Genomic DNA, 18,597 nt, shown 5'->3' with positions numbered 1-18,597 from the left:
GTCGTGAGGCTTTCCTCCGGAACCGGCTGCCAGCCCGAGAGCCACGACGAGGGCAGCGAGCCACATCCCGATGACCCGCCACGGCCGGGTGGCCGCGGCAACGAGGCGGCGCGTCGCCCGACCGGAGCTGACGGCCCAGCGGAGTTATCGGCCAGCGGAGTCGAGGAGGACTGATGTCCGGGTTGCTCTACCGGATCGGCGCTGCCGACCAGTGGGAGAATCGAGGTTTCACCAGTCGGTGCGGTGCGGCTGCACCCTGTGCGAACACTACGTCGCGAAACCGGCCTTAACTGGACAAGTTGCGCATTGCACCCCCGGCTGAGGTGGCCAGCCACGCGTGCCGGCACGTCACGCGGTCGGGATGTCGCGCAGGCGACGTCCACCGGTGCCCGTCCGGGCCTCCCCGTGCCGGCGGTTCAGACGGTGCGGGAGGCCGCTCTGACGGCGAGCTGCCCCTCGGCCGCGGGCGGAGCGGGCTGGCCGCTGATCGTGACCCTGTCCCGACCCCCGGCCTTCGCCGCATAGAGCGCGCTGTCGGCGGCGGCGACCAGCCCGGCCGCGTCCGCGGCGTGGGTGGGCACGACCGCCACCCCGACCGACACCGTCACCGTCACGATCTGATCATCCTGAACCGGCCCGTCCGGAACCTGCCCGGCGGCGGCCGGTTCGCCGGAGGTCCGGGCGCTGATCCGGATCGGCTCGGTGCCGACCTGGCGGCGCAGCCGCTCCCCGACGGCCGCGAGGTCCGCCTCGCGCAGGTCCGTCACGACCACCGCGAACTCCTCGCCGCCGTACCGGCCCAGCACGTCACCGGGCCTGGTCGCGGCTCGCAGCCGGCGCGCCACCTCGACGAGGACGTCGTCGCCGGACGGGTGCCCGAACCGGTCATTGATCGCCTTGAAGTGGTCGACGTCGATCAGGAACAGGCCGAGGCGGCTGCCGTGACGCAACGCGCGGTCCACCGAGGCGGACAGCTCGCCTTCCAGGTGGCGGCGGGTGTGTACGCCGGTGAGCCCGTCCGTGATCGCGGCCTGGTGCTGGTCGGCGACCAGGCCGGCCATCCGGAAGATGATCAGGACGAACATCGCCCCGCTGGAGACGGCCACCACGACCAGCCCGTCGGTCTGGCCCCGCAGGCTCTGCACCGTGAGCACGACCGGCGCCACCAGCGCCGCCGCGGTGAGCGCGAGCAGCCGCGGCACGGAGAGCACGGTGCCCGTCCGCGGGCGCCCGGCGGTGACGTCGCCCGCGCTCGGATGCAGCGCGGCGGCACCGAGCAGCAGCGCGCCGGCCATCCCGATGATCTCCGCAGGCCCGCCGACCTGGTATGTCCCGTCGAGCTGACGTGGGACGTACAGCACAGCCGCGGCCGGCACGGCGGCGAGATAGCCGAGAAGGAGGTAGTACGAGGCGGCGCGCGGCCTGCCGTTCAGGAGCAGGCGCAGACCGGCGGCGAGGACCGCCAGGCTCAGCACCGCGTACGCCAGTGCCGGCAGCCGGACGAGGAGTGTCTGCTCGGTGGACAGCCGCGGGGCGACCAGATAGATCCAGGCGACGAGCGCACCGGCCACGGTGATCGTCAGGCTGTCGAGGATGTTGGTGAGCCCGTCGGCCGCGCCCCGCCGCCGGCCCAGCATCGCGATGCCGACCACCAGCAGTGGGTACTGCGCGAGGAGGGCGACGTCCCAGAGTCCGGGAAAGCCCTGCCGGTCCAGCAGGTGGCGCGCCCCGTGGAGCAGGACGCCGCCGAGCGCCGCCGCGGCCTCGGCGGCGGCGAACAGCAGCCAGGGCGGGCGGGCCGGCGGGTGCTGCCGCAGCCGCGCCCCGATCAGGACCGCCACCACCGCGGAGCTGCTGACCAGCAGGGACGCGATCGTGCGCAGCACCGACAGCGGGCCGCTCGACGGGGCGGCGCAGAAGAGGGCGAGCAGGCCCAGACCGCCGACGAGGTACCAGACCCAGCTGCGTGGTGGGACGGCCGATGGCGAGTCGGGCGGTGTGCGGGACGGACGTGGGGGCAGTCGCACGGTCACCGGATGCCGGGGGGCGCCGGCCGCCGCGCACCGGACGGGAGTGACCGGGCCATGTGCAGGTTCTCCGAATACGAACGCCGGGTCGGGGGATGCGCCGGTGACAGGGGCGCGCGGGTCGGGTACCGGCGCGGTCCACGCCTGCCGCTCACCGCCCGCAACACCACCCTGCCGGCTTGGATCATCACCCTTTGTGTCGTTCTGGCCGGGCGGGCGGCTTTGGTTTGACGGTCCCGAACCTGGGCGACGTCGAAACTGTTTCGATGGTAGCTACGTGTACACGATCATTTGACGCAGGGTGCGACCTTTTGTCTGAGTCTTGTGTCGCACTCCGCGGGGCACTCGCCAGCCGGTGACGGGGCGGAGGTCAGACCAGCCCCAGCACCGAGATGAAGCGCCGGGCGGCGCCGCCTCCCGCCTCCAACGCCACCTCCCGGGCCCGGACGGTGTCGAGGTCGTCGAGCAGGGCGGCGTCGATCGCGGCGGCGGCCAGACCGTCCCGGCTGCCGCCGGGCCGGGCCGCGGCGGTGTAGAGCCGGTCCAGGTCGGCCTCGGCCGCCTCGAACGCCGCCTCGTCGAAGTCCCAGTCCAGACCCCACGGGCGGGCAAGGCAGAGCAGCCGCAGCGCGGCCGGCTCGTGCCGGGTCAGCAGGTCGTCGACGTAGGCCAGGTTGCCCAGCGACTTGGACATCTTCACGCCGCCGACCCGGACCGTCCCGGAGCGTAGCCAGGCGCGCGCGAACGGGCGGACGCCGGTGGCGCGCTCGGCGAGCAGCGCCTCCACCGCATGGTGGGGGAAGCGCAGGTCCGCGCCGCCCGCGTGCAGGTCGACGCTGGACCCGAAGGTCGACAGGACCATCGCCGCGCACTCGGCGTGCCAGCCCGGCCGGCCGGGGCCCCACGGGCTCGGCCAGCTCGGGAAGTCGCCCCCGGGTGTGGCTGCCCGCCAGACCGCCACGTCGAGCGGGTCGTCACGTTCCGGATCGCCCGGCTCGTCGTTGTACTCGGCGGCGAGCGTGATCGCCTCCGCCCGGTCGATCCCGGCGCTGTCCGCCGCCTGGGCCGCGCGGGCGTAGACACTGCCGTTGCGCTCGTAGGCATCGCCGGAGCGGAGCAGGGCCGCCGCGAGCTCGATCACCCGCGAGACGGAGGCGCGTGCCGTCGGCTCGTGGTCGGGCGGGCGGATCCCGAGGGCCGCCATGGTGCGGTCGAAGCCGAACCGCTGCATCGACGCGACCTGGTCGTACGGCATGCCCAGCCGGCGCGCCTCGGTGAACATCGCGTCATCGACATCGGTGATGTTGCGGGCCAGCTCCACCTGCACACCGGTGGAACGCCAGAGCCGGACGGCGAGGTCCGTCCACAGATAGGTCGCCGCGTGGCCGAGATGCGTGACCGCATACGGTGTGATACCGCACACGTAGATCCGGGCTCGGCCCACGACCGGGAGGGGCGATCCGGCGAGCCGGAGATCGGGGCGCATCGGGTCCAGTGCGACATCCATCACCCGAGCATGCCATCAATGCCATCGGGTCGCCGGGCCCTCGCCAGGACAGTGCCCAGGTCCACTACCAGCGCCGACATCGGGTCCTGGCGGCGTTTCCGGACCCGCCGGGGGTCATCCGGACAGTTCCCGGGTAGACCGTTCAGGGCAGGGATCCAGCCCATGACGGGCTGGAGCGGCCAGAGTGCCCTGACCTGTCGGACCTCCACGGGGAGACCGTGGCCCGCCCGGTGTCCCCCGCCGGGCGCAGATGCTCCCCGAAGGACTCTTCCGGGGGAGTGACGATCCGTCGCGCAACATCCATACTTTGGGGCTCGCCACCTGATCGGCCGGTCCGCGGGCCGATCGATCCCGGGGGGGATCAGGGGTCGCGAAAAGGCTTAACAAGGGAGGGTGGGAAGGACGCCCTGTTGACCTGGGGACGTCTGCCCGGAAAGCTTCGCCTGGATGGTTCACGCGGTACACGGACCATCTGGTGTTCCGCCGTCCACGTCTGCGCGGGCGTGGTCGGTCTGGGGGGTTGGTCGTAACCAAGAAAGGCCTCGAGAGAGGGGCGTCCGTGCGAACGCTCGAACCCACCACCCTCGACCTCGACGCGATCGAGGTGGACAAGCTCAACAAAGGCGTCACGCTCAGTCTTCTGATACCCGCACGCGGGCCAGAGGCGGCGCGAACGCTCGGGACCATCATCGCGCTCAACCGGCAACGCTGGATGCAGGAGCGCAGCGTCCTCGACGAGATCGGGGTCGTCGTCGACCCCTCGTCGGACGGGGACGAGCACGATCTCGTCCGCATCGCGACCGAGGCGGGTGCGAGCTGGGTCGTCCGCGGCCAGTCCGTGCTCGAGCGCCATGCGGGGCGTGAGGCGGCCACGGTCGGCGGCAAGGCCGGCGCGATGCGCAGCCTTGCCTATCTGGCCTTCGGCAACCGCCTCATTTTCCATGACGCCGACCTCGAAAGTTATGACCCGACCACGGTAGGTGTGCTCGCGGCCGCAGCCACGGCTGGGAACGCCCCGCTTTTCGTGAATGGAAGTTCGCGCAGGGTGACCGGTGACGGTCAGCCTGGCGGGCGCACGACGGAGATGCTCAGGTCGTTGCTCTCGAAGCAACTCGCTCGTTATGTGCCGTCCATCACGCGGACAATCCAGCCATTGATCGGGGAGTTCGTCATCGACGCCGACGTCTTTGCGGCGCTCGCGTTCTCCCGCGGTTACGGGGTGGAAACCTCCCTGAAGGTTCTCGCCCTCGACCTTCTCGACTACGCGGACTGTCTCCAGGTCGAGCTGCCGATCAAGTACCAGGTCGGTCAGCACTACCACAACCTGGTGAAGCAGTTCCACGAGATCAGTTTCACAATCGACGTCCTGGAGGCTTACTTCCAACGGCGCCGACTCGATCCCCATGTCGCCATCTGGCAGATTGCCGACAACTACGACCTCCTTTTCCCGGGGCGCACCTACGCGCTGCACCGCCCACCCGGCTACGACGAGATCGACTTCGTCCCACGGCTGGGGTTCTACCAGCCGCTGGCGACGGCGTCGGCCTACCAGGCGCGGCTCCCCGAGATCAAGAGCGCCCGCCGCGCCGCGCTCGACACCCTCGGCCGGCGGATGCGGGCCTCCGCCTGACGAAACCCCGCCGCGGCACGATCCCGGCCGCCGCCGCGTCACACCGGCGCGGCGGCGGCCGGGGCCCGGCGGCGCGCGTCAGCCGGGGCCGGCGGGGCCGGCGGCGGGCATCGGGCCGGCGCGCGTCAGCCGGGGGCGCGTCAGGTCGGTGCGAGCGTGTGCTGTTCGGTGAGATCGGCGCGCCTGATCACCTCGGCGAAGTCGACCGGGCCGCGATGGCCGATCCGGACCAGCGCGCCGATCATCTGCTGGTCGAACAGCTCGGCCGAGTCGGCGAGCGGTGGCGGCAGATGGTCGAACAGATCCAGCGCGATCAGGCCGTGCAGCTGCGTCCACACCAGCATGCAGGCGGCCTCGGCGGCCGGGCCCAGGTCGGTGCAGTCCCACTCCTGGAACCGCGCGCGCAGGCCGGGTGACAGCTCGGCGTCCAGCACACCCAGGTCGACGATGCCGGCCTCGACCACCTCCTGCATGCACCGGAAGAGCACCGCGACGGAGCGCTCCACCTCGTTCTGGACGGCGGTGGGGCGGCCGGTGAGGTCGGCCGGCCGCGGGCCGAAGATCAGCGTGTACTCGGTCGGATGCGTCTTCGCCCAGCGTCGGTGTGACCGGGCGACCAGCAGCCAGCGCACCATCTGGTCGTCCGCGGGGGCGGCGAGGAAGGCAGCCTCCAGCGTGTCGGCGAGTGAGCTGTAGGCGTCCCGCGCGAGTGCGGAGATCAGCGCGGACCGGCTGTCGAAGTACCGGTAGATCGCGGACGGGGTCATCCCCATCGCGCGCGCGACGGCGCGCAGCGAGAGCGCGGCCGCCCCGTGCTCGGCGAGCTGTTCGTGGGCGACCGTCTTGATCTCGTCGATCGTCGTCTGGCGGATGCGTTCGCGACGTGGGACGGGATGGGTCACCGCACCATGCTGGGTCCCGGTCGCGATCGGTGTCAACTTTCGAGAACACTGCTCTTGACGGTGGCGTCGATCTCTGTGAACACTGTTCTCCTAAGAGACTGCTTCTCTCGGGAGGGTCCCGTGTTCACTGTTGTAGCGAAGATCGTCACCTGTCGGCCACGACTTGTCCTGCTCCTCACCCTTGTCGCGCTGCTGGGTGCCGGAGTGGTGGGCATGGGCGCCTTCGGCAAGCTCGAGTCGGACGGTTTCGACGACCCCGCCTCACCCTCCACCCGGGCGGCGGACCTGGTGGACGAGAAGTTCGGCGGCGAGCCGAACCTCGTCCTCCTGGTGACCGCCCGGCCGGAGGTGACCGGCCCGGACGGGCGGGCGGTCGATGATCCTGCCGTGGCCCGGGCGGGCCGGGAGCTCGCGGAGGATCTGGCCCGCGAACCCGGCGTCACGAACGTCTCGTCCTACTGGACGGACGCCCCGCCGCTGCGCTCCGACGACGGCCGCTCCGCGCTCGTCGTCGCCAGCGTGGACGAGGACCACACCGAGGACCTGGTGGCCCGGTTCGAGGACGCCTACGAGGCAGGCCAGGCCGACCAGGGCCCACCGGGTGGTGCCGCCGCCCCGGTCACGGTGCGCCCGGGTGGTGCCGCGACGGTCGGCGAGGACATCAACGGCCAGGTGGGGGCCGACCTGGCCGTCGCCGAGTCGATCGCCATCCCGATCACGACCGTGCTGATGATCATCGCCTTCGGTGGGCTGGTGGCCGCGCTCCTCCCGCTCGGGATCGGGCTGCTCGGCATCCTCGGCGGCTTCGCCGTGCTCTCGGTGGTCGGCAGCCTCACCGATGTGTCGATCTTCGCCGTCAACCTCACGACGGCCCTCGGCATGGGCCTCGGGATCGACTACGCGCTGTTGATGGTCAGCCGCTTCCGCGAGGAGCTCGCGGCCGGCCGGGACCGCGCCGAGGCCGTGACGGTGACGGTGCGAACCGCCGGGCGCACCATCCTGTTCAGCGGCGCGACAGTGATCGTCGCGCTCGCGGTGATGCTCGTCTTCCCGCCGTACTTCCTGAAGTCGATGGCCTACGCCGGCATCGCGGTCACCGCCGTGGCCGTGGTCGCCGCGGTGGTCGTCCTGCCAGCGGTGCTGATGCTGCTCGGATCCCGGGTGAACGCGCTGCGGGTCGGTGGCCTGATCGGGCTGTTCCGGCGCCGCCGCCGCGCCGCCGACGCCGCGGCGCAGGCCGACGCCGCGACCGGCGCCGGCGCCGGCGCCGGAGCCGGTGCGGGCGCGGCTGCTGGGCGGGCGGTGCCACGGGAGGTGGTCGAGTCGCCGTTCTGGCGCCGGGTGGCCACCGTCACGATGCGCCGTCCGCTGCTCGCCGGCCTGCCTGTCGTCGCCCTGCTGCTGGTGCTGGCCGCCCCCTTCCTGCACGTCGAGTTCGGCACCCCGGACGACCGGGTGCTGCGCGCGGACGCCTCCAGCCGGGCGGTCGGTGACGTCCTCCGCTCGGACTTCTCCTCCAACGACGCGGGGGCCATCGTCGTCGTGGTGACCGGGCCGGCCGACCGCACCGGACCGGAGCAGGTCGCCGGCTACGCCGCCGCCCTCTCCGAACTGGACGGCGTCGCCCGGGTCGACAGCTCCGCCGGCACCCTGATCGACGGGCGGACGGTTGCGCCACCGCGGGAGCCCGCCAGCCGTCACACGGCCGAGAACGCCTCCTACCTGCGCGTCGTGCCGTCCGTGGAGCCGCACTCGGACGAGGCCCAGGCCCTCGTCCACCAGATCCGCGACACTGCCGCCCCGGCCGGGACCGAGGCGCTCGCCGGCGGGCCACCCGCCGTCATCGTCGACGGCAAGGACACGATCGCCGACCGTCTCCCGCTTGCCATCGGGCTGATCTCGCTGACCACCTTCGTGCTGCTGTTCCTGTTCACCGGCAGTGTGCTGCTGCCGCTGAAGGCGATCGTGCTGAACGGGATCACGCTCACGGCCGTCTTCGGAGTCGCCGTCTGGATCTTCCAGGACGGGCACCTCGGCTGGCTGTTCGACTTCACCCCGGGCCCGCTCGACACGTCCATGCCGGTGCTGCTGTTCTGCATCGCCTTCGGGCTCAGCATGGACTACGAGGTCTTCCTGCTCTCCCGGATCAAGGAGGAGCATGACGCGGGCGCCTCGAACGCCGAGGCGGTCGCCGCCGGCCTGGCCCGTACCGGACGTCTCGTGACCACCGCCGCGGCGCTGCTCGCGGTGACCTTCGTGGCCTTCTCGACCTCGTCCGTCCGCTTCATGCAGATGTTCGGCCTGGGCACGGCGCTTGCGATCCTGCTCGACGCCACACTGATCCGCGGCGTGCTCGTGCCCGCGTTCATGCGGGTCGCCGGGGACGCCAACTGGTGGGCGCCGAAGCCGCTGCGGGCCCTGCACGCACGGATCGGCCTGAGCGAGGGCGGCGCGCCGGCCGCACCCGCCGCACCCGTCCCGGCCGCCGTCGGCGCACCCACCGCCGGCGGGCCCGCCGGCAGTGCGCCGGCCGGAAGCGTGCCCGACGTCAGAACCGCTCGAAACAACGCAGGCGCTCCCAGTCTGTGACGGCCCGGTCGAAGGCGGCCCGCTCGACGTCGGCGGCCTGCGCAAGGTGATCGACGACCGACTGGCCGAACGCGGCCCGGGCGATGGCGCTCTCCCGCCACGCCCGGGCCGCGGCGGCCAGGGTGGTGGGCAGCCGCGGGACGTCGGGGGCGGCGAAGGCGTTACCGGTGCGCGGTGGTTCCAGCGGCAGCCGGTGCTCGATCCCGTGCAGGCCGGCGGCGATCATCCCGGCGAGCGCCAGGTAGGGGTTGGCGTCACCGCCGGGTACCCGGTGCTCGATCCGCAGCGAGGCGCCGTGCCCGACCACCCGGATCGCGCAGGTGCGGTTGTCCAGGCCCCAGGAGATCCCGGTCGGGGCGAAGGCGCCTGGTGCCAGCCGCTTGTAGGAGTTCACGGTCGGCGCGTAGAGCAGCGTGAACTCGGCCATGCAGGCGAGCTGGCCGGCCACGAACCACCGCATCAGGTCCGACATGGCCCCGTCGGGGGGTGCCCCGGGTCCATCGGGTGCACCGGGGGCGGCGAAGGTGAGCTCCCCCTGGTCGCCGCGCAGGGACAGGTGTACGTGGCAGGAGTTCCCCTCGCCCTCGTCGTACTTGGCCATGAAGGTCAGGGCGTGGCCGGCCGCACCGGCGATCTTCTTCGCGGTGGTCTTGTAGAGCGCGTGCCGGTCGCAGGTGCGCAGCGCCTCGTCGTAACCGAAGACGATCTCGAACTGGCCCGGATGCACCTCCGCCCGGGCGGACTCCACCCGCGCGCCGGCCGCCGCCATCGCCGTCCGGATGGCCCGGACGAGATCGTCCATCCGCTCGGTGCCCGCCAGCGCGTAGTCGATGCCGTAGCTGCTGGCGGGGGTGAGCCGCCCGTAGTCCTGCCGGGCGGCCTCGCGGTAGGTCTCCTCGAAGACGAGGAACTCGGGCTCGGTGCCGGCGAACGCCCGTAGTCCCCGGGCGGCCACCCGGTCCAGCTGGCGGCGCAGCACCGTCCGCGGCGCGGCCTCGACGGCGCTCCCGTCCGGCCAGACGGCGTCCGCGATGACGACCGCCGAGCGCGGCCGCCACGGCGCGCGGCCCAGCGTCGTCAGGTCGGGGTGCAGGCGCAGGTCACCGAACCCGCCCTGCCACGGGTCGTAGGCGTAGCCGGGCCCGGTCTGCATCTCGACGTCGACGGCGTACAGGTAGGTGCAGGCGCCGACCCCGTCGGAGCCGGACCGCACCTGCTCGCGGAAGTACTCCGGTGACAGTCCCGTGCCGACCAGCCGCCCCTGCAGGTCAGGCACGGCGACGATCACCTCGTCCACGGTGCCGCTGTCGAGCAGCTCCGTTCCCCGGGCGGTGCCCGCGGGCGTCCCGCCATCCCCGGGTGTCCTGGCATCGCCGGGCGCCCCGCCATCCGCGGGCGCTCCGCCACCGCTGACCATCACAGTGCGTCGCCGGAGTGCGGCGGGATGGCGGCGAGCGGGTTCGCCACCGTGCCGTGCAGGACGTCGAACTGGGCGTCCCGCCCCGCGCGGTCGTGGAAGCCGGCCCCGGCGAGCTGTTCCCGGTTCAGGCAGACGCGGGCGAACACCGGGCCCATCAGGTCGATGAGCGCGTGACGCGCGGCATGCTCGGGGTGGGCCCGCTGGTAGCCGAGCACGGTGTCCCGCACGAGGGACCAGAAGCGCTCCTCGGCGACGCCCAGGTGGTCGGCGGCCAGCACCGAGAAGTATCGGAAGTGCCCCGCGAACACCGCCGACAGCACCGAGTGCGCCAACAGCCCGGCCGGCCAGTGCCGGCACAGCGCGCCGGCCCCGCCGTCGGTCGCGGCGCGCTCCGGGAAGTCGCCCTCGACCAGGTCGATGTCGGCACCGAAGTCCTTGACGGCGATGCGCCGCGGGGTCTCGTCCGCATCGAACACGCAGATCACGTTCTCGCCGTGTGGGGTGAAGGCCACGCCGTACACGTACAGGTAGTGCAGCAGCGGGGGGAGCAGGGCCTGCAGGAACGCCGTGAGCCACTGCTCCGGATCCAGCCCGGAGCGCCGGACGAGCTCGGTCACGAGCGCCTGCCCGTCTGATCCGAGGGTGAGCAGCGCGGCCATCGTCCGGGCCCGCTCGCCGGGTGCCAGGTGGGAGGCGACCGGCTCCCGCCACAGCACCCCGAGCAGCTCGTGCAGGCGGTACGGGGCGTCCGCCACGGCGTCGTAGGCCGGATGGGCGACGGTGGCACCGGCGACCTCCGCCAGCGGGATGACGCCGGTGGCCCGTAGCTCCGGGTCCTCCCGCGCCAGCCGTGTCAGCCACGAGGAGACGACGGGGCCGGCGTCCGCGTCGTCGGCGGACATCCCGCGCCAGACCAGGGTGTTGCGGATCATGAGGGCGAGCTTGACGTCCCGCCGGCCCGGTGTGTCGACGTTCGCCACCGTCCGGATGGACTGCAGCGGCAGGTACCGGTCGGGTGCCTCGCCGAGATCGACCAGTGCCCCGGTGGCCAGCTCGGCGGCGAACAGCGGGACCACCACGTGTTCCCACTGCCACGGGTGGACCGGCAGCCACCGGTACCGGTCCGCCGCCGCCGCGACGGAACCCGGGATGGAACCCGCGTCGGCCAGGCCCGCGCCGATCAGCGCCGCGTGCAGGGCCGCGGTGAACTCCGCCCGGGTGACCGCCGGCAGCTCAGCCTCGTACAGCGCGCCCGGGGCCAGGCCCTCCGCTGTGACGAGCCGGGCCAGGCCGGCTTCGGCCGCCAGCCAGCGCAGCCGGAACGGCGCCCGGGACTCCGGGGCGTAGCGGGCGGCGTCCGTCGCGCCGAAGCCGAGGCGGCCCTTGTTCGCCACCATGCACGGATGCCCGGACTGATGACCTTCGAGCTCCACGTACGACAGGTCGGCGAGCCGGCCCGCGGGCAGTGCCCCGCGCAGCAGCCGGACGTCCGCGCGCTGGGTGGCCGTCACCTCGCGCACGACATCCGCCAGGACGTCACCCGACCAGCCGAGAGCCTCCCGCGCGTCGAGGAGAAAGCGCACCGGGTCCCAGGCCGGCCCGCCGCCGCGCCGCAGCGTCGCGGCGTCCGGCCACCAGCTGCCGAAGGTGCCCCGGCGGGCGGTGAACGTGTAGGCCACCGCACCGCAGTCGATCCGGTACGGCGCCGGGGCACCCCGGCCGACCGGCGGCGGGTCCGGACGCCGCGCCGCCGTGCCGGCCGAGGGGTCGGGCGCGGGGACCAGGAGCTCCTCGTACGCCAGTTCGGCGATCAGTCGGGCCAGTAGCGCGAGCCCGGCGGTGCGCCACAGCTCGCCGTCCGTCGCGGCGGTCACCGGCCGGCTCCGCTCGGGGGGCCGAAGGTGGTGAAGGCCGCCGGGCGCGGCAACCGGTGCGCCCGGCCGCCGGTCAGGTCGTCCAGAATGACCGCCGCCCGCCAGGCACCCAGCCCGAGGTCGGGAGCTCCCACTCCATGGGTGTGCAGCTCGGCGTTCTGGACGTAGATCCGTCCGGTGAGCTCGTCCGCGGTCGCGAGGCGGTAGCGTTCGTCGATCCGGAAACGGCCGCCGGAGTCCAGGTCGAGCAGGTCGGTGACCGGATCGAGCAGGATCGGGCGGCGAGGCGCGTAGCCGGTGGCGAGCACCACCGCGTCGGTGCCGACGGTGAACGCGCGGTGCTGATCGCCGTGCCGGCAGTGCAGCTGAAAGCTGCGCTGCCCAGCCGGGCCGGCGCCCGTCCCGCCCGTCTCGCCCGTCTCGCCCGCCTCGACTGCCTCGATGGTGACGTTGGGGAGCAGCAGGGCGTTCGGCTCGGCGCCCCCGATGCTGCGTTCGTAGAGCAGGTCGTAGATCTCGGCGATCGTCTGCCCGTCGATGCCCTTGTACAGCTGCCACTGGCCGGGGACGAGGGCGTCCTTCGTCCGCTGGTCGAGCCCGTGGAAGTAGCGCACGTAGTCGGGGGTGAACTGCTCCAGCCCCAGCTTGGAGTACTCCATGGGCGCGAAGGCCGGTGTCCGGGTGATCCAGGCCAGCGCGTGCCCGGAGGTGGGCTGCGCGCGCAGCAGGTCGGCGAACACCTCGGCGCCGGACTGCCCGGACCCGACGACCGTGACGTGCCCCGCCCCGGCGAGCCGGTCGCGCGCCTGCCGGTAGTCGGCCGAGTGGAACACCCGCGGCCCGTGCTGTCCGGCGAACGCCGACGGCACGACCGGCTCGGTGCCGACCCCGAGCACCAGGTTGCGGGCAGTGAGGGTGCGCCGCTGCCCGTCCCACACCGTCACCTCGAACAGCCCGCTGCCCGGCTGCCAGCGCACCGCCTCGACCCGGCTCCCGAAGCGGGTGGATGCCAGGGCGTGCGCCACCCAGCGGCAGTAGTCGTCGTACTCACGGCGCGGCAGATGGAACCGTTCGTAGAAGTAGAAGCGGAACAGGCGGTCGTGTTCGCGCAGGTAGGACAGGAACGACCACCGGCTGGTCGGGTCGATCAACGTCACCAGGTCGGCGAGGAACGGCACCTGCAGCGTCGTCCCGTCCAGCAGCAGGCCCGGATGCCAGTGGAACTCGTCCGCCTGCTCGAGAAACACCGCCCGCAGCCCGGGCACGCCGTCGGCCAGCGCCGCGAGGGAGAGGTTGAACGGCCCCAGCCCCACCCCGAGCAGGTCGTAGGGGCCGGCCTCGTCCGGGGGCGACGGCATCAAGGGCGGACCTCCAGCAGCGGATTGGGAATCTCCACGTAGATCGACTGGCTCGACACGGGCCCGACCAGCTCGTCGCGCCCATCGACGCACGTCAGCAGGTTGCCCTTGCAGGGCAGCGTCGGCGCGTCCAGGAGCCGGTCCAGCAGGCCGCGGCGCGCGGCCAGGCCACCGCTGGACGTCGGCCCCGACGACGGTCCCGGTCCCGGTCCCGGTCCCGGCCCGGCGGTCAGGCGCGACCGCAGGCCGAGGACGGCCTCACGCAGCACGGTGAGCAGGTCGTGCTCGTCGGCGAGCCCGGCGGAGCCCAGCGCCCCCACGATCGCCAGCGCGTTGTTCACCACCGTGTAGTACAGAATGCGCTGCTCGACCAGCGCGTCGTCGAAGACGGCGGGCAGCCCCTCGCCGAGCCCGGGCACCTCCCGGCGCGCGGTGTCGGCGTAGGAGGCGGCCAGGTAGTAGCCCTGGCTGTCGCGGTACCAGCCGGCGACCGGCCAGCCCTGCTCGTCCAGCGTGACCAGGGTGTTCTGCAGGTGCGCCTCCAGGCCCGTCCCGCGGCGCAGGTACAGGTCGAGCACCGGGACGATGAGAACCCGCAGGTAACGGGCGTACCACTCGCGGGCGACCGCGCCCGCGGCCGCTTCCGCCCGCCTGCGGCCAGCTGCAGCGACGTCCGGCGCCCCCGGGCCGTCGTCGCCGACGCTGCCGACGCCGGTGCGGGCGGTGCGGCCGGTGAGGTCGGTGAGGCCGGTGAGGAGCTCGGCGAGCATCGACCGCCGGGACCGGCCGGGCACTCCCGGGGTGAGGTCGGGTCGGTCCGCGACCAGCGTTCCGGCGCAGACCACCCGGTCGGTGGGCCCGAACGGATTCGTCCGCAGCGAGCATTCCAGCCCGCCGCCACGCACCGACACCCACGACGGCTCCGGAACGAGCCGGAACCGCGGGTGGTGCCGCTGCAGCCAGCCGTCCGCGTCCAGCCGGGCGAACCGGGCCATCTCGGCGCCCAGCGCGAGCTCGTCGGGATGCAGCTCCCGGCGCGAGTTGGTGATCCGCATGCCGAGCGACAGCTTGAGCATCACCGGTGCGTCCGGCCGCCAGACGGTGCGCAGCGACGCCGTCGGGTACCACGGCGGGCCCGACGTCCCCAGGTCCACCAGCCGGCCGTCGCCGAGCAGGCCGGCGAGGGCCGGGCGGTCCCGGATGGCCCGTGCCTGCCAGGGATGAGCCGGCAGCACCAGGTACCCCTTCGGCGCGGGCGGTCCGCCGGTGCCGCGCAGGGACGCCAGCAGCGGTGCCGGATCGGGGCCCCCGTGCCGGGCGATGTCGGGATGTGCGGCGAACCAGTGCAACGGGAACGACCCGTGCAGCTCGGGGGAGTACCGCGCCGTCTCCGCGTCGGTCGCCTCCCCGCGGCTCTTCGCCGCCGGATGGAAGGGGTGACCGGTGATCAGGGCACGTTCGGCGACGAGGAACGGCGCGGCGCTCCCGTCTCCGGCGGCGTCGTCAGCCGGGGCCACCGACCCGGCTGCACGGGCGGCGATGAAGCGGGCGAGCCAGGCGGTGGAGGCGAGGATGCGGGCCAGCGCGGTCCGGGCCGCCGCCGGGGAGATCGCGGTGCCGGCTGCCTCCCGCACGAGGAGCGCGGCGAGCGGGCCGACGTCCAGCGGCGTGCCGTGCAGGCTGGGTGGGCCGAACCGGTGCCAGCCGGTGGGTGAGCGGTACCGCAGCTCCACGTCGATGTCGAGCCTGCTTGCGGGCAGCGCGATACGCAGGCGCCCCGGCGCCGGTGGCCCGTCCACCGCGCCGACGAGCCCGACCTCGCGGGCCCAGCAGCGGAGCAGCACTTCGGTCACGACCGCCGCGGCCTCCGCCTCCGCCGCGGATGTCCGCCCCGCCTCCGTCACGGCGTCCGCTCGGCGGCGAGCTGGTCCCCGGTCGCGGCGACGAGCGCGAGCAGGGCGGAGACGTCGGCATCGGTCGCGTTCGGGTTCAGCAGGGTGAGCTTCAGATGGACGGCCCCGTGGGGCCCGGCGGTGGTGCGCCCGACGACCGCCGCGCCCTCCTCGAGGAGCCGCGAGCGGATGGCGGCATTCAGCCGGTCGATCCGGTCGATCCGGTCGATCCGGTCGAGCCGGCTCGCGTGGCGCGCGCGGTCTGCGTGGCGCGGTACGCCGGTGTGTTCCGGCGTACCGCCGCCGGTATCTGGTGGGTGCTCGCCGGGTTCTGGCGGGAGGTAGCGGAACAGCACCGTGCTCAGGGTCACCGGAGCCGCCAGTTCAAGGCGTGGGTCCGCGGTCACCACCCGGGCGGCATGCCGAGCGAGATCGTGGCAGGTGTCGACCATCGCGCCGAGGCGCTCCCGGCCCAGCGCGCGGAAGGTCACGGCGATCTTGAACGCGTCCGGGCGGCGGGTGGTGCGCAGGGAGCGCCCAAGCAGGCTGGTGTACCCGGCGATGGTCTCGTCGGCCGGGTTCAGGTAGGCGACCTCGGCGTCGAGCCGGTCCCACCCCCGGCCCGACGGGGTGAGGAAGATGCCGGCGGGGGCCGGCTGCCAGCCGAGCTTGTGCAGGTCGAGGGCGACGGAGTCGGCCTGGGCCAGCCCGGCCAGCCGCTCGGCGAGCCGGCGGGAGAACAGGGCGCCCCCGCCGTGCGCCGCGTCCACGTGCAGCCAGACCGGGGCCGGGTGGGCGCGGACCAGCTCGGCGATCTCGGCCAGCGGGTCGATCGCACCCGCGTCGGTGGTGCCGGCGGTCGCGACGACGAGAGCCGGCCCGGGGTGGCGGGCCAGCGCCGAGCGCAACGCCTGGACATCCATCCGATGGGCGGCGTCGACCTCCACCGGGACGATCCTGCGCAGCCCGAGCAGTTCGGCGCCGCGGCGCACCGAGTGGTGGCCGGCCGCGGAGCAGAACACGGGCAGCGCCGCCGTGGCGGCCGAGCGCGACGCGGGTGCGCGCGACGCGGGAGGGCGCGCACCGTGCCGCCCGTGGTGCGAGAGCTGGCCGAGCCAGCCGCGGGGGGAGGCGGCGGTGCTCCCGGGGGCCGGTGCGGCAGCGCGTCCGGCGACATGCCCGCCGAGTAACAGGCCCATCAGGTTGGATTCCGTGCCGCCGGTTGTCACCGTGCCGACGGCGCGGGTCGGGTCGTAGCCGACGAGGTCGGCGAGCGCGGCGAGCACCTCCGTCTCGATGGTGGTGCCGGCCGGAGCCTGGTCCCAGGAGTCGAGGGAGGGGTTCAGCGCGCTCACCGCGAGATCGGCGGCGACGGCGACGGCGAGCGGCGGGCAGTGCAGGTGAGCCGCGCACAACGGGTCCGCGGGATCGGCCGACCCGGCCGACAGCATGCGGGTGAGCGCGCCGAGCGCCGCGGCCTCCCCATCCCCCCTCGGGGGGAGCAGCGGGCCGGGCTCGCCGAGCGCGGCGAGAACCGCCTTCCGGACGTCCGCCGGCCCGCCGGAAGGCAGCGGGCCGCCGCGGTCCCGCCGCCCGGCGTCAAGGGCGTCCACGGTGACGGCGAGCAGTGCCCGCAGGTCGTCGGCCGGCCGGTGACCCGGCCTCGTCATCGGGCTTGCGGCGTGCCGGCCCGCGGGCCCGCGCTGGTTGCCGTCCCCAGCGACTCCGCGAGGATCTCCAGGGCGAGCTCGGCCTCCTCGTCGGAGACCGTGAGCGGCGGCAGCAGGCGGAGCACGGCGTCGTGCCGGCCGCCGAGCTCGGTGATCAGCCCGCGGGCCAGACAGGCGTCACGGATGGCCGCGGCGCGGCGCGGGTCGGCCGGACGGGCACCCGTCCGGTCGGCGGCGGCCTCCGGGTCGACGATCTCGAGGCCGAGCATCAGGCCGCGGCCCCGGACGTCACCGACGATCGCGGTCCCTCGCCCGAGCTGGGTCAGGCCGGCCAGGAGCCGGTCGCCGAGGACAGCCGCGCGCTCGCTGAGCTCCTGCGCCCGCACCAGCCGCAGCGTCGCCCGCCCGGCGGCCATCGCGAGCTGGTTGCCACGGAAGGTCCCCGCGTGGGCGCCCGGGGCCCAGGTGTCCAGCTCGGCACGGTAGGCGACGACGGCCAGTGGCAGGCCGCCGCCGATCGCCTTCGACATCACCAGCATGTCGGGCACCACACCGGCGCGTTCGCACGCCCAGAAACGGCCGGTGCGGCCCACGCCGGTCTGCACCTCGTCCACGATGAGGGGGATGCCCCGGCGGCGGGTCAGCTCGCGCATCGCGCGCAGCCAGCCGTCCGGCGCGGGCACGACACCGCCCTCGCCCTGCACGACCTCGAGGATCATCGCGGCCGGGCTGGTGACCCCGCCGCAGGGGTCGTCCAGAAGGCGCTCGACGAAATCAGCGGAGATCTCGGCGCTGGCCGGCCCGCCCACCCCGAAGGGGCACCGGTACGGATACGGGAAGGGCAGCCGGGTGACCGCGCCGGCAGCCGGCAGTGGCTCCTTGGCGGCGACCTTGCCGGTCACCGCGAGCGCGCCGGCTGTCATCCCGTGGTACGCGCCCGTGAACGCCAGCACCGTCTGGCGGCCGGTGACAGTCTGCGCGAGCTTGAGGGCGGCCTCGACGGCGTCGGCGCCGGTCGGGCCGCAGAACAGCAGGCGCGGGTCCTCGCGCAGGCCCACGGGCAGGGTGGCGACCAGCTCTTCGGTGAAGGCGTCCTTCTCCGGGGTGGCGAGGTCGAGCACGTGCAGCGGCGCGCCGGAGCGCAGGACCCGCTCGATCGCCTCGACCACCACCGGGTGGTTGTGCCCGGTGGCGAGGGTGCCGGCGCCGGCGAGGAAGTCGAGGTAGCGCCGCCCGTCGGCGCCGGTGATCCAGGAGCCGTGGGCGCCGACCGGGACGATCGGCAGCGACCGGGCGTAGGTGCGGGCCGCGGACTCCCGGGTGGCCTGGCGGGCCAGGATAGCGGCCGCTGCAGCCGGATCCGTGTTGCCGGGACCGGCTTCGGCGTCGGCCGGAGAGATCATCTTCACGGGCGACTTCCCTTCGAGCGAGCCGGATCAGGGAAGCCTAACTTCGATGAGTCCCGATCTCCGGCGTGTGGATGCGCCGAGCTTTTCCTCACTGTTGCCCCTGTGGTGCCGCACCGGAGTGCTGTCGGTGCTGAGGTCGTGATGTCGGGATCGAGGTCTGTGGCGGTACCGCGGTACCGCGGTGGCGGGCCGGCAGGGGCATGGGAGGCGAACCGAACGAAGGACGAACCAGGCGAGACTGTTGCCGACTGTAAGATTACGGTTGCAGGGCGCCCACGCGAGTGATTCTGTCGATGTCTCCGGTGTTGCCCCGGCATTT

At 73.6% G+C, this 18,597-nt stretch carries 11 protein-coding genes; 2 read left to right on the top strand and 9 right to left on the bottom strand.

Annotation, left to right across the window (positions count from 1 at the left end):
- Positions 1 to 416: 416 nt before the first annotated feature.
- Both AB1460_RS19945 and AB1460_RS19940 read right to left on the bottom strand, forming a co-directional pair.
- The gene (locus tag AB1460_RS19945; RefSeq protein WP_368963182.1) at positions 417 to 2,033 is read right to left on the bottom strand and encodes a sensor domain-containing diguanylate cyclase; all 1,617 of its coding nucleotides are present in this window, start codon (positions 2,031 to 2,033) and stop codon (positions 417 to 419) included.
- A gap of 364 nt (positions 2,034 to 2,397) precedes the next feature.
- Complete coding sequence (locus AB1460_RS19940; RefSeq protein ID WP_368963181.1) at positions 2,398 to 3,534, bottom strand: cysteine--tRNA ligase; 1,137 nt, start codon at positions 3,532 to 3,534, stop codon at positions 2,398 to 2,400.
- A gap of 559 nt (positions 3,535 to 4,093) precedes the next feature.
- On the opposite strand from AB1460_RS19940, the gene AB1460_RS19935 reads away from it, so the two are divergent.
- Positions 4,094 to 5,164 carry a hypothetical protein gene (locus AB1460_RS19935; RefSeq protein WP_018634768.1) on the top strand — a complete coding sequence of 357 codons (1,071 nt, stop codon included), beginning with the start codon at positions 4,094 to 4,096 and terminating at the stop codon, positions 5,162 to 5,164.
- A gap of 140 nt (positions 5,165 to 5,304) precedes the next feature.
- Here AB1460_RS19935 and AB1460_RS19930 read toward each other — a convergent pair whose 3' ends face one another.
- Positions 5,305 to 6,066: a TetR/AcrR family transcriptional regulator gene (locus AB1460_RS19930; protein WP_071084986.1), complete on the bottom strand. Its 762-nt coding sequence runs from the start codon at positions 6,064 to 6,066 to the stop codon at positions 5,305 to 5,307.
- Positions 6,067 to 6,186: 120 nt separating this feature from the next.
- Between AB1460_RS19930 and AB1460_RS19925 the strand changes: the two genes are divergently transcribed.
- Positions 6,187 to 8,655: an MMPL family transporter gene (locus AB1460_RS19925; protein ID WP_368963180.1), complete on the top strand. Its 2,469-nt coding sequence runs from the start codon at positions 6,187 to 6,189 to the stop codon at positions 8,653 to 8,655.
- Here the strand turns inward: AB1460_RS19925 and AB1460_RS19920 are convergent.
- The 6 genes from AB1460_RS19920 to AB1460_RS19895 are packed head-to-tail and all read right to left on the bottom strand — an operon-like array spanning position 8,615 to position 18,272.
- Positions 8,615 to 10,072 carry a glutamine synthetase family protein gene (locus tag AB1460_RS19920; RefSeq protein ID WP_368963185.1) on the bottom strand — a complete coding sequence of 486 codons (1,458 nt, stop codon included), beginning with the start codon at positions 10,070 to 10,072 and terminating at the stop codon, positions 8,615 to 8,617. The genes AB1460_RS19925 and AB1460_RS19920 overlap by 41 nt on opposite strands.
- Positions 10,072 to 11,949: an IucA/IucC family protein gene (locus AB1460_RS19915; RefSeq protein WP_368963178.1), complete on the bottom strand. Its 1,878-nt coding sequence runs from the start codon at positions 11,947 to 11,949 to the stop codon at positions 10,072 to 10,074. Before AB1460_RS19915 ends, AB1460_RS19920 begins: the two co-directional genes overlap by 1 nt.
- Positions 11,946 to 13,307, bottom strand: coding sequence for a lysine N(6)-hydroxylase/L-ornithine N(5)-oxygenase family protein (locus tag AB1460_RS19910; RefSeq protein ID WP_368963177.1), 1,362 nt, complete (start codon positions 13,305 to 13,307; stop codon positions 11,946 to 11,948). The genes AB1460_RS19915 and AB1460_RS19910 overlap by 4 nt, the downstream gene beginning before the upstream one ends.
- Positions 13,307 to 15,211, bottom strand: a complete 1,905-nt coding sequence (locus AB1460_RS19905) for an IucA/IucC family protein (RefSeq protein ID WP_368963175.1) — start codon at positions 15,209 to 15,211, stop codon at positions 13,307 to 13,309. The genes AB1460_RS19910 and AB1460_RS19905 overlap by 1 nt, the downstream gene beginning before the upstream one ends.
- Positions 15,208 to 16,869, bottom strand: a complete 1,662-nt coding sequence (locus tag AB1460_RS19900) for a pyridoxal phosphate-dependent decarboxylase family protein (RefSeq protein ID WP_420497321.1) — start codon at positions 16,867 to 16,869, stop codon at positions 15,208 to 15,210. Before AB1460_RS19900 ends, AB1460_RS19905 begins: the two co-directional genes overlap by 4 nt.
- Positions 16,866 to 18,272, bottom strand: coding sequence for a diaminobutyrate--2-oxoglutarate transaminase family protein (locus tag AB1460_RS19895; RefSeq protein WP_368963184.1), 1,407 nt, complete (start codon positions 18,270 to 18,272; stop codon positions 16,866 to 16,868). The genes AB1460_RS19900 and AB1460_RS19895 overlap by 4 nt, the downstream gene beginning before the upstream one ends.
- Positions 18,273 to 18,597 lie beyond the last annotated feature (325 nt).

This window comes from Parafrankia sp. FMc2, from assembly GCF_041008525.1.
In the GTDB taxonomy this organism is placed as follows: Bacteria; Actinomycetota; Actinomycetes; order Frankiales; family Frankiaceae; genus Parafrankia.
This window is presented reverse-complemented; position numbering and strand designations above follow the sequence as displayed.

Coding starts and splice junctions, on each gene's coding strand:
- AB1460_RS19940 (WP_368963181.1), bottom strand. CDS start 3,534: ATGGATGTCGCACTGGACCCGATGCGCCCCGATCTCCGGCTCGCCGGA.
- AB1460_RS19920 (WP_368963185.1), bottom strand. CDS start 10,072: ATGGTCAGCGGTGGCGGAGCGCCCGCGGATGGCGGGGCGCCCGGCGAT.
- AB1460_RS19910 (WP_368963177.1), bottom strand. CDS start 13,307: ATGCCGTCGCCCCCGGACGAGGCCGGCCCCTACGACCTGCTCGGGGTG.
- AB1460_RS19900 (WP_420497321.1), bottom strand. CDS start 16,869: ATGACGAGGCCGGGTCACCGGCCGGCCGACGACCTGCGGGCACTGCTC.
- AB1460_RS19895 (WP_368963184.1), bottom strand. CDS start 18,272: ATGATCTCTCCGGCCGACGCCGAAGCCGGTCCCGGCAACACGGATCCG.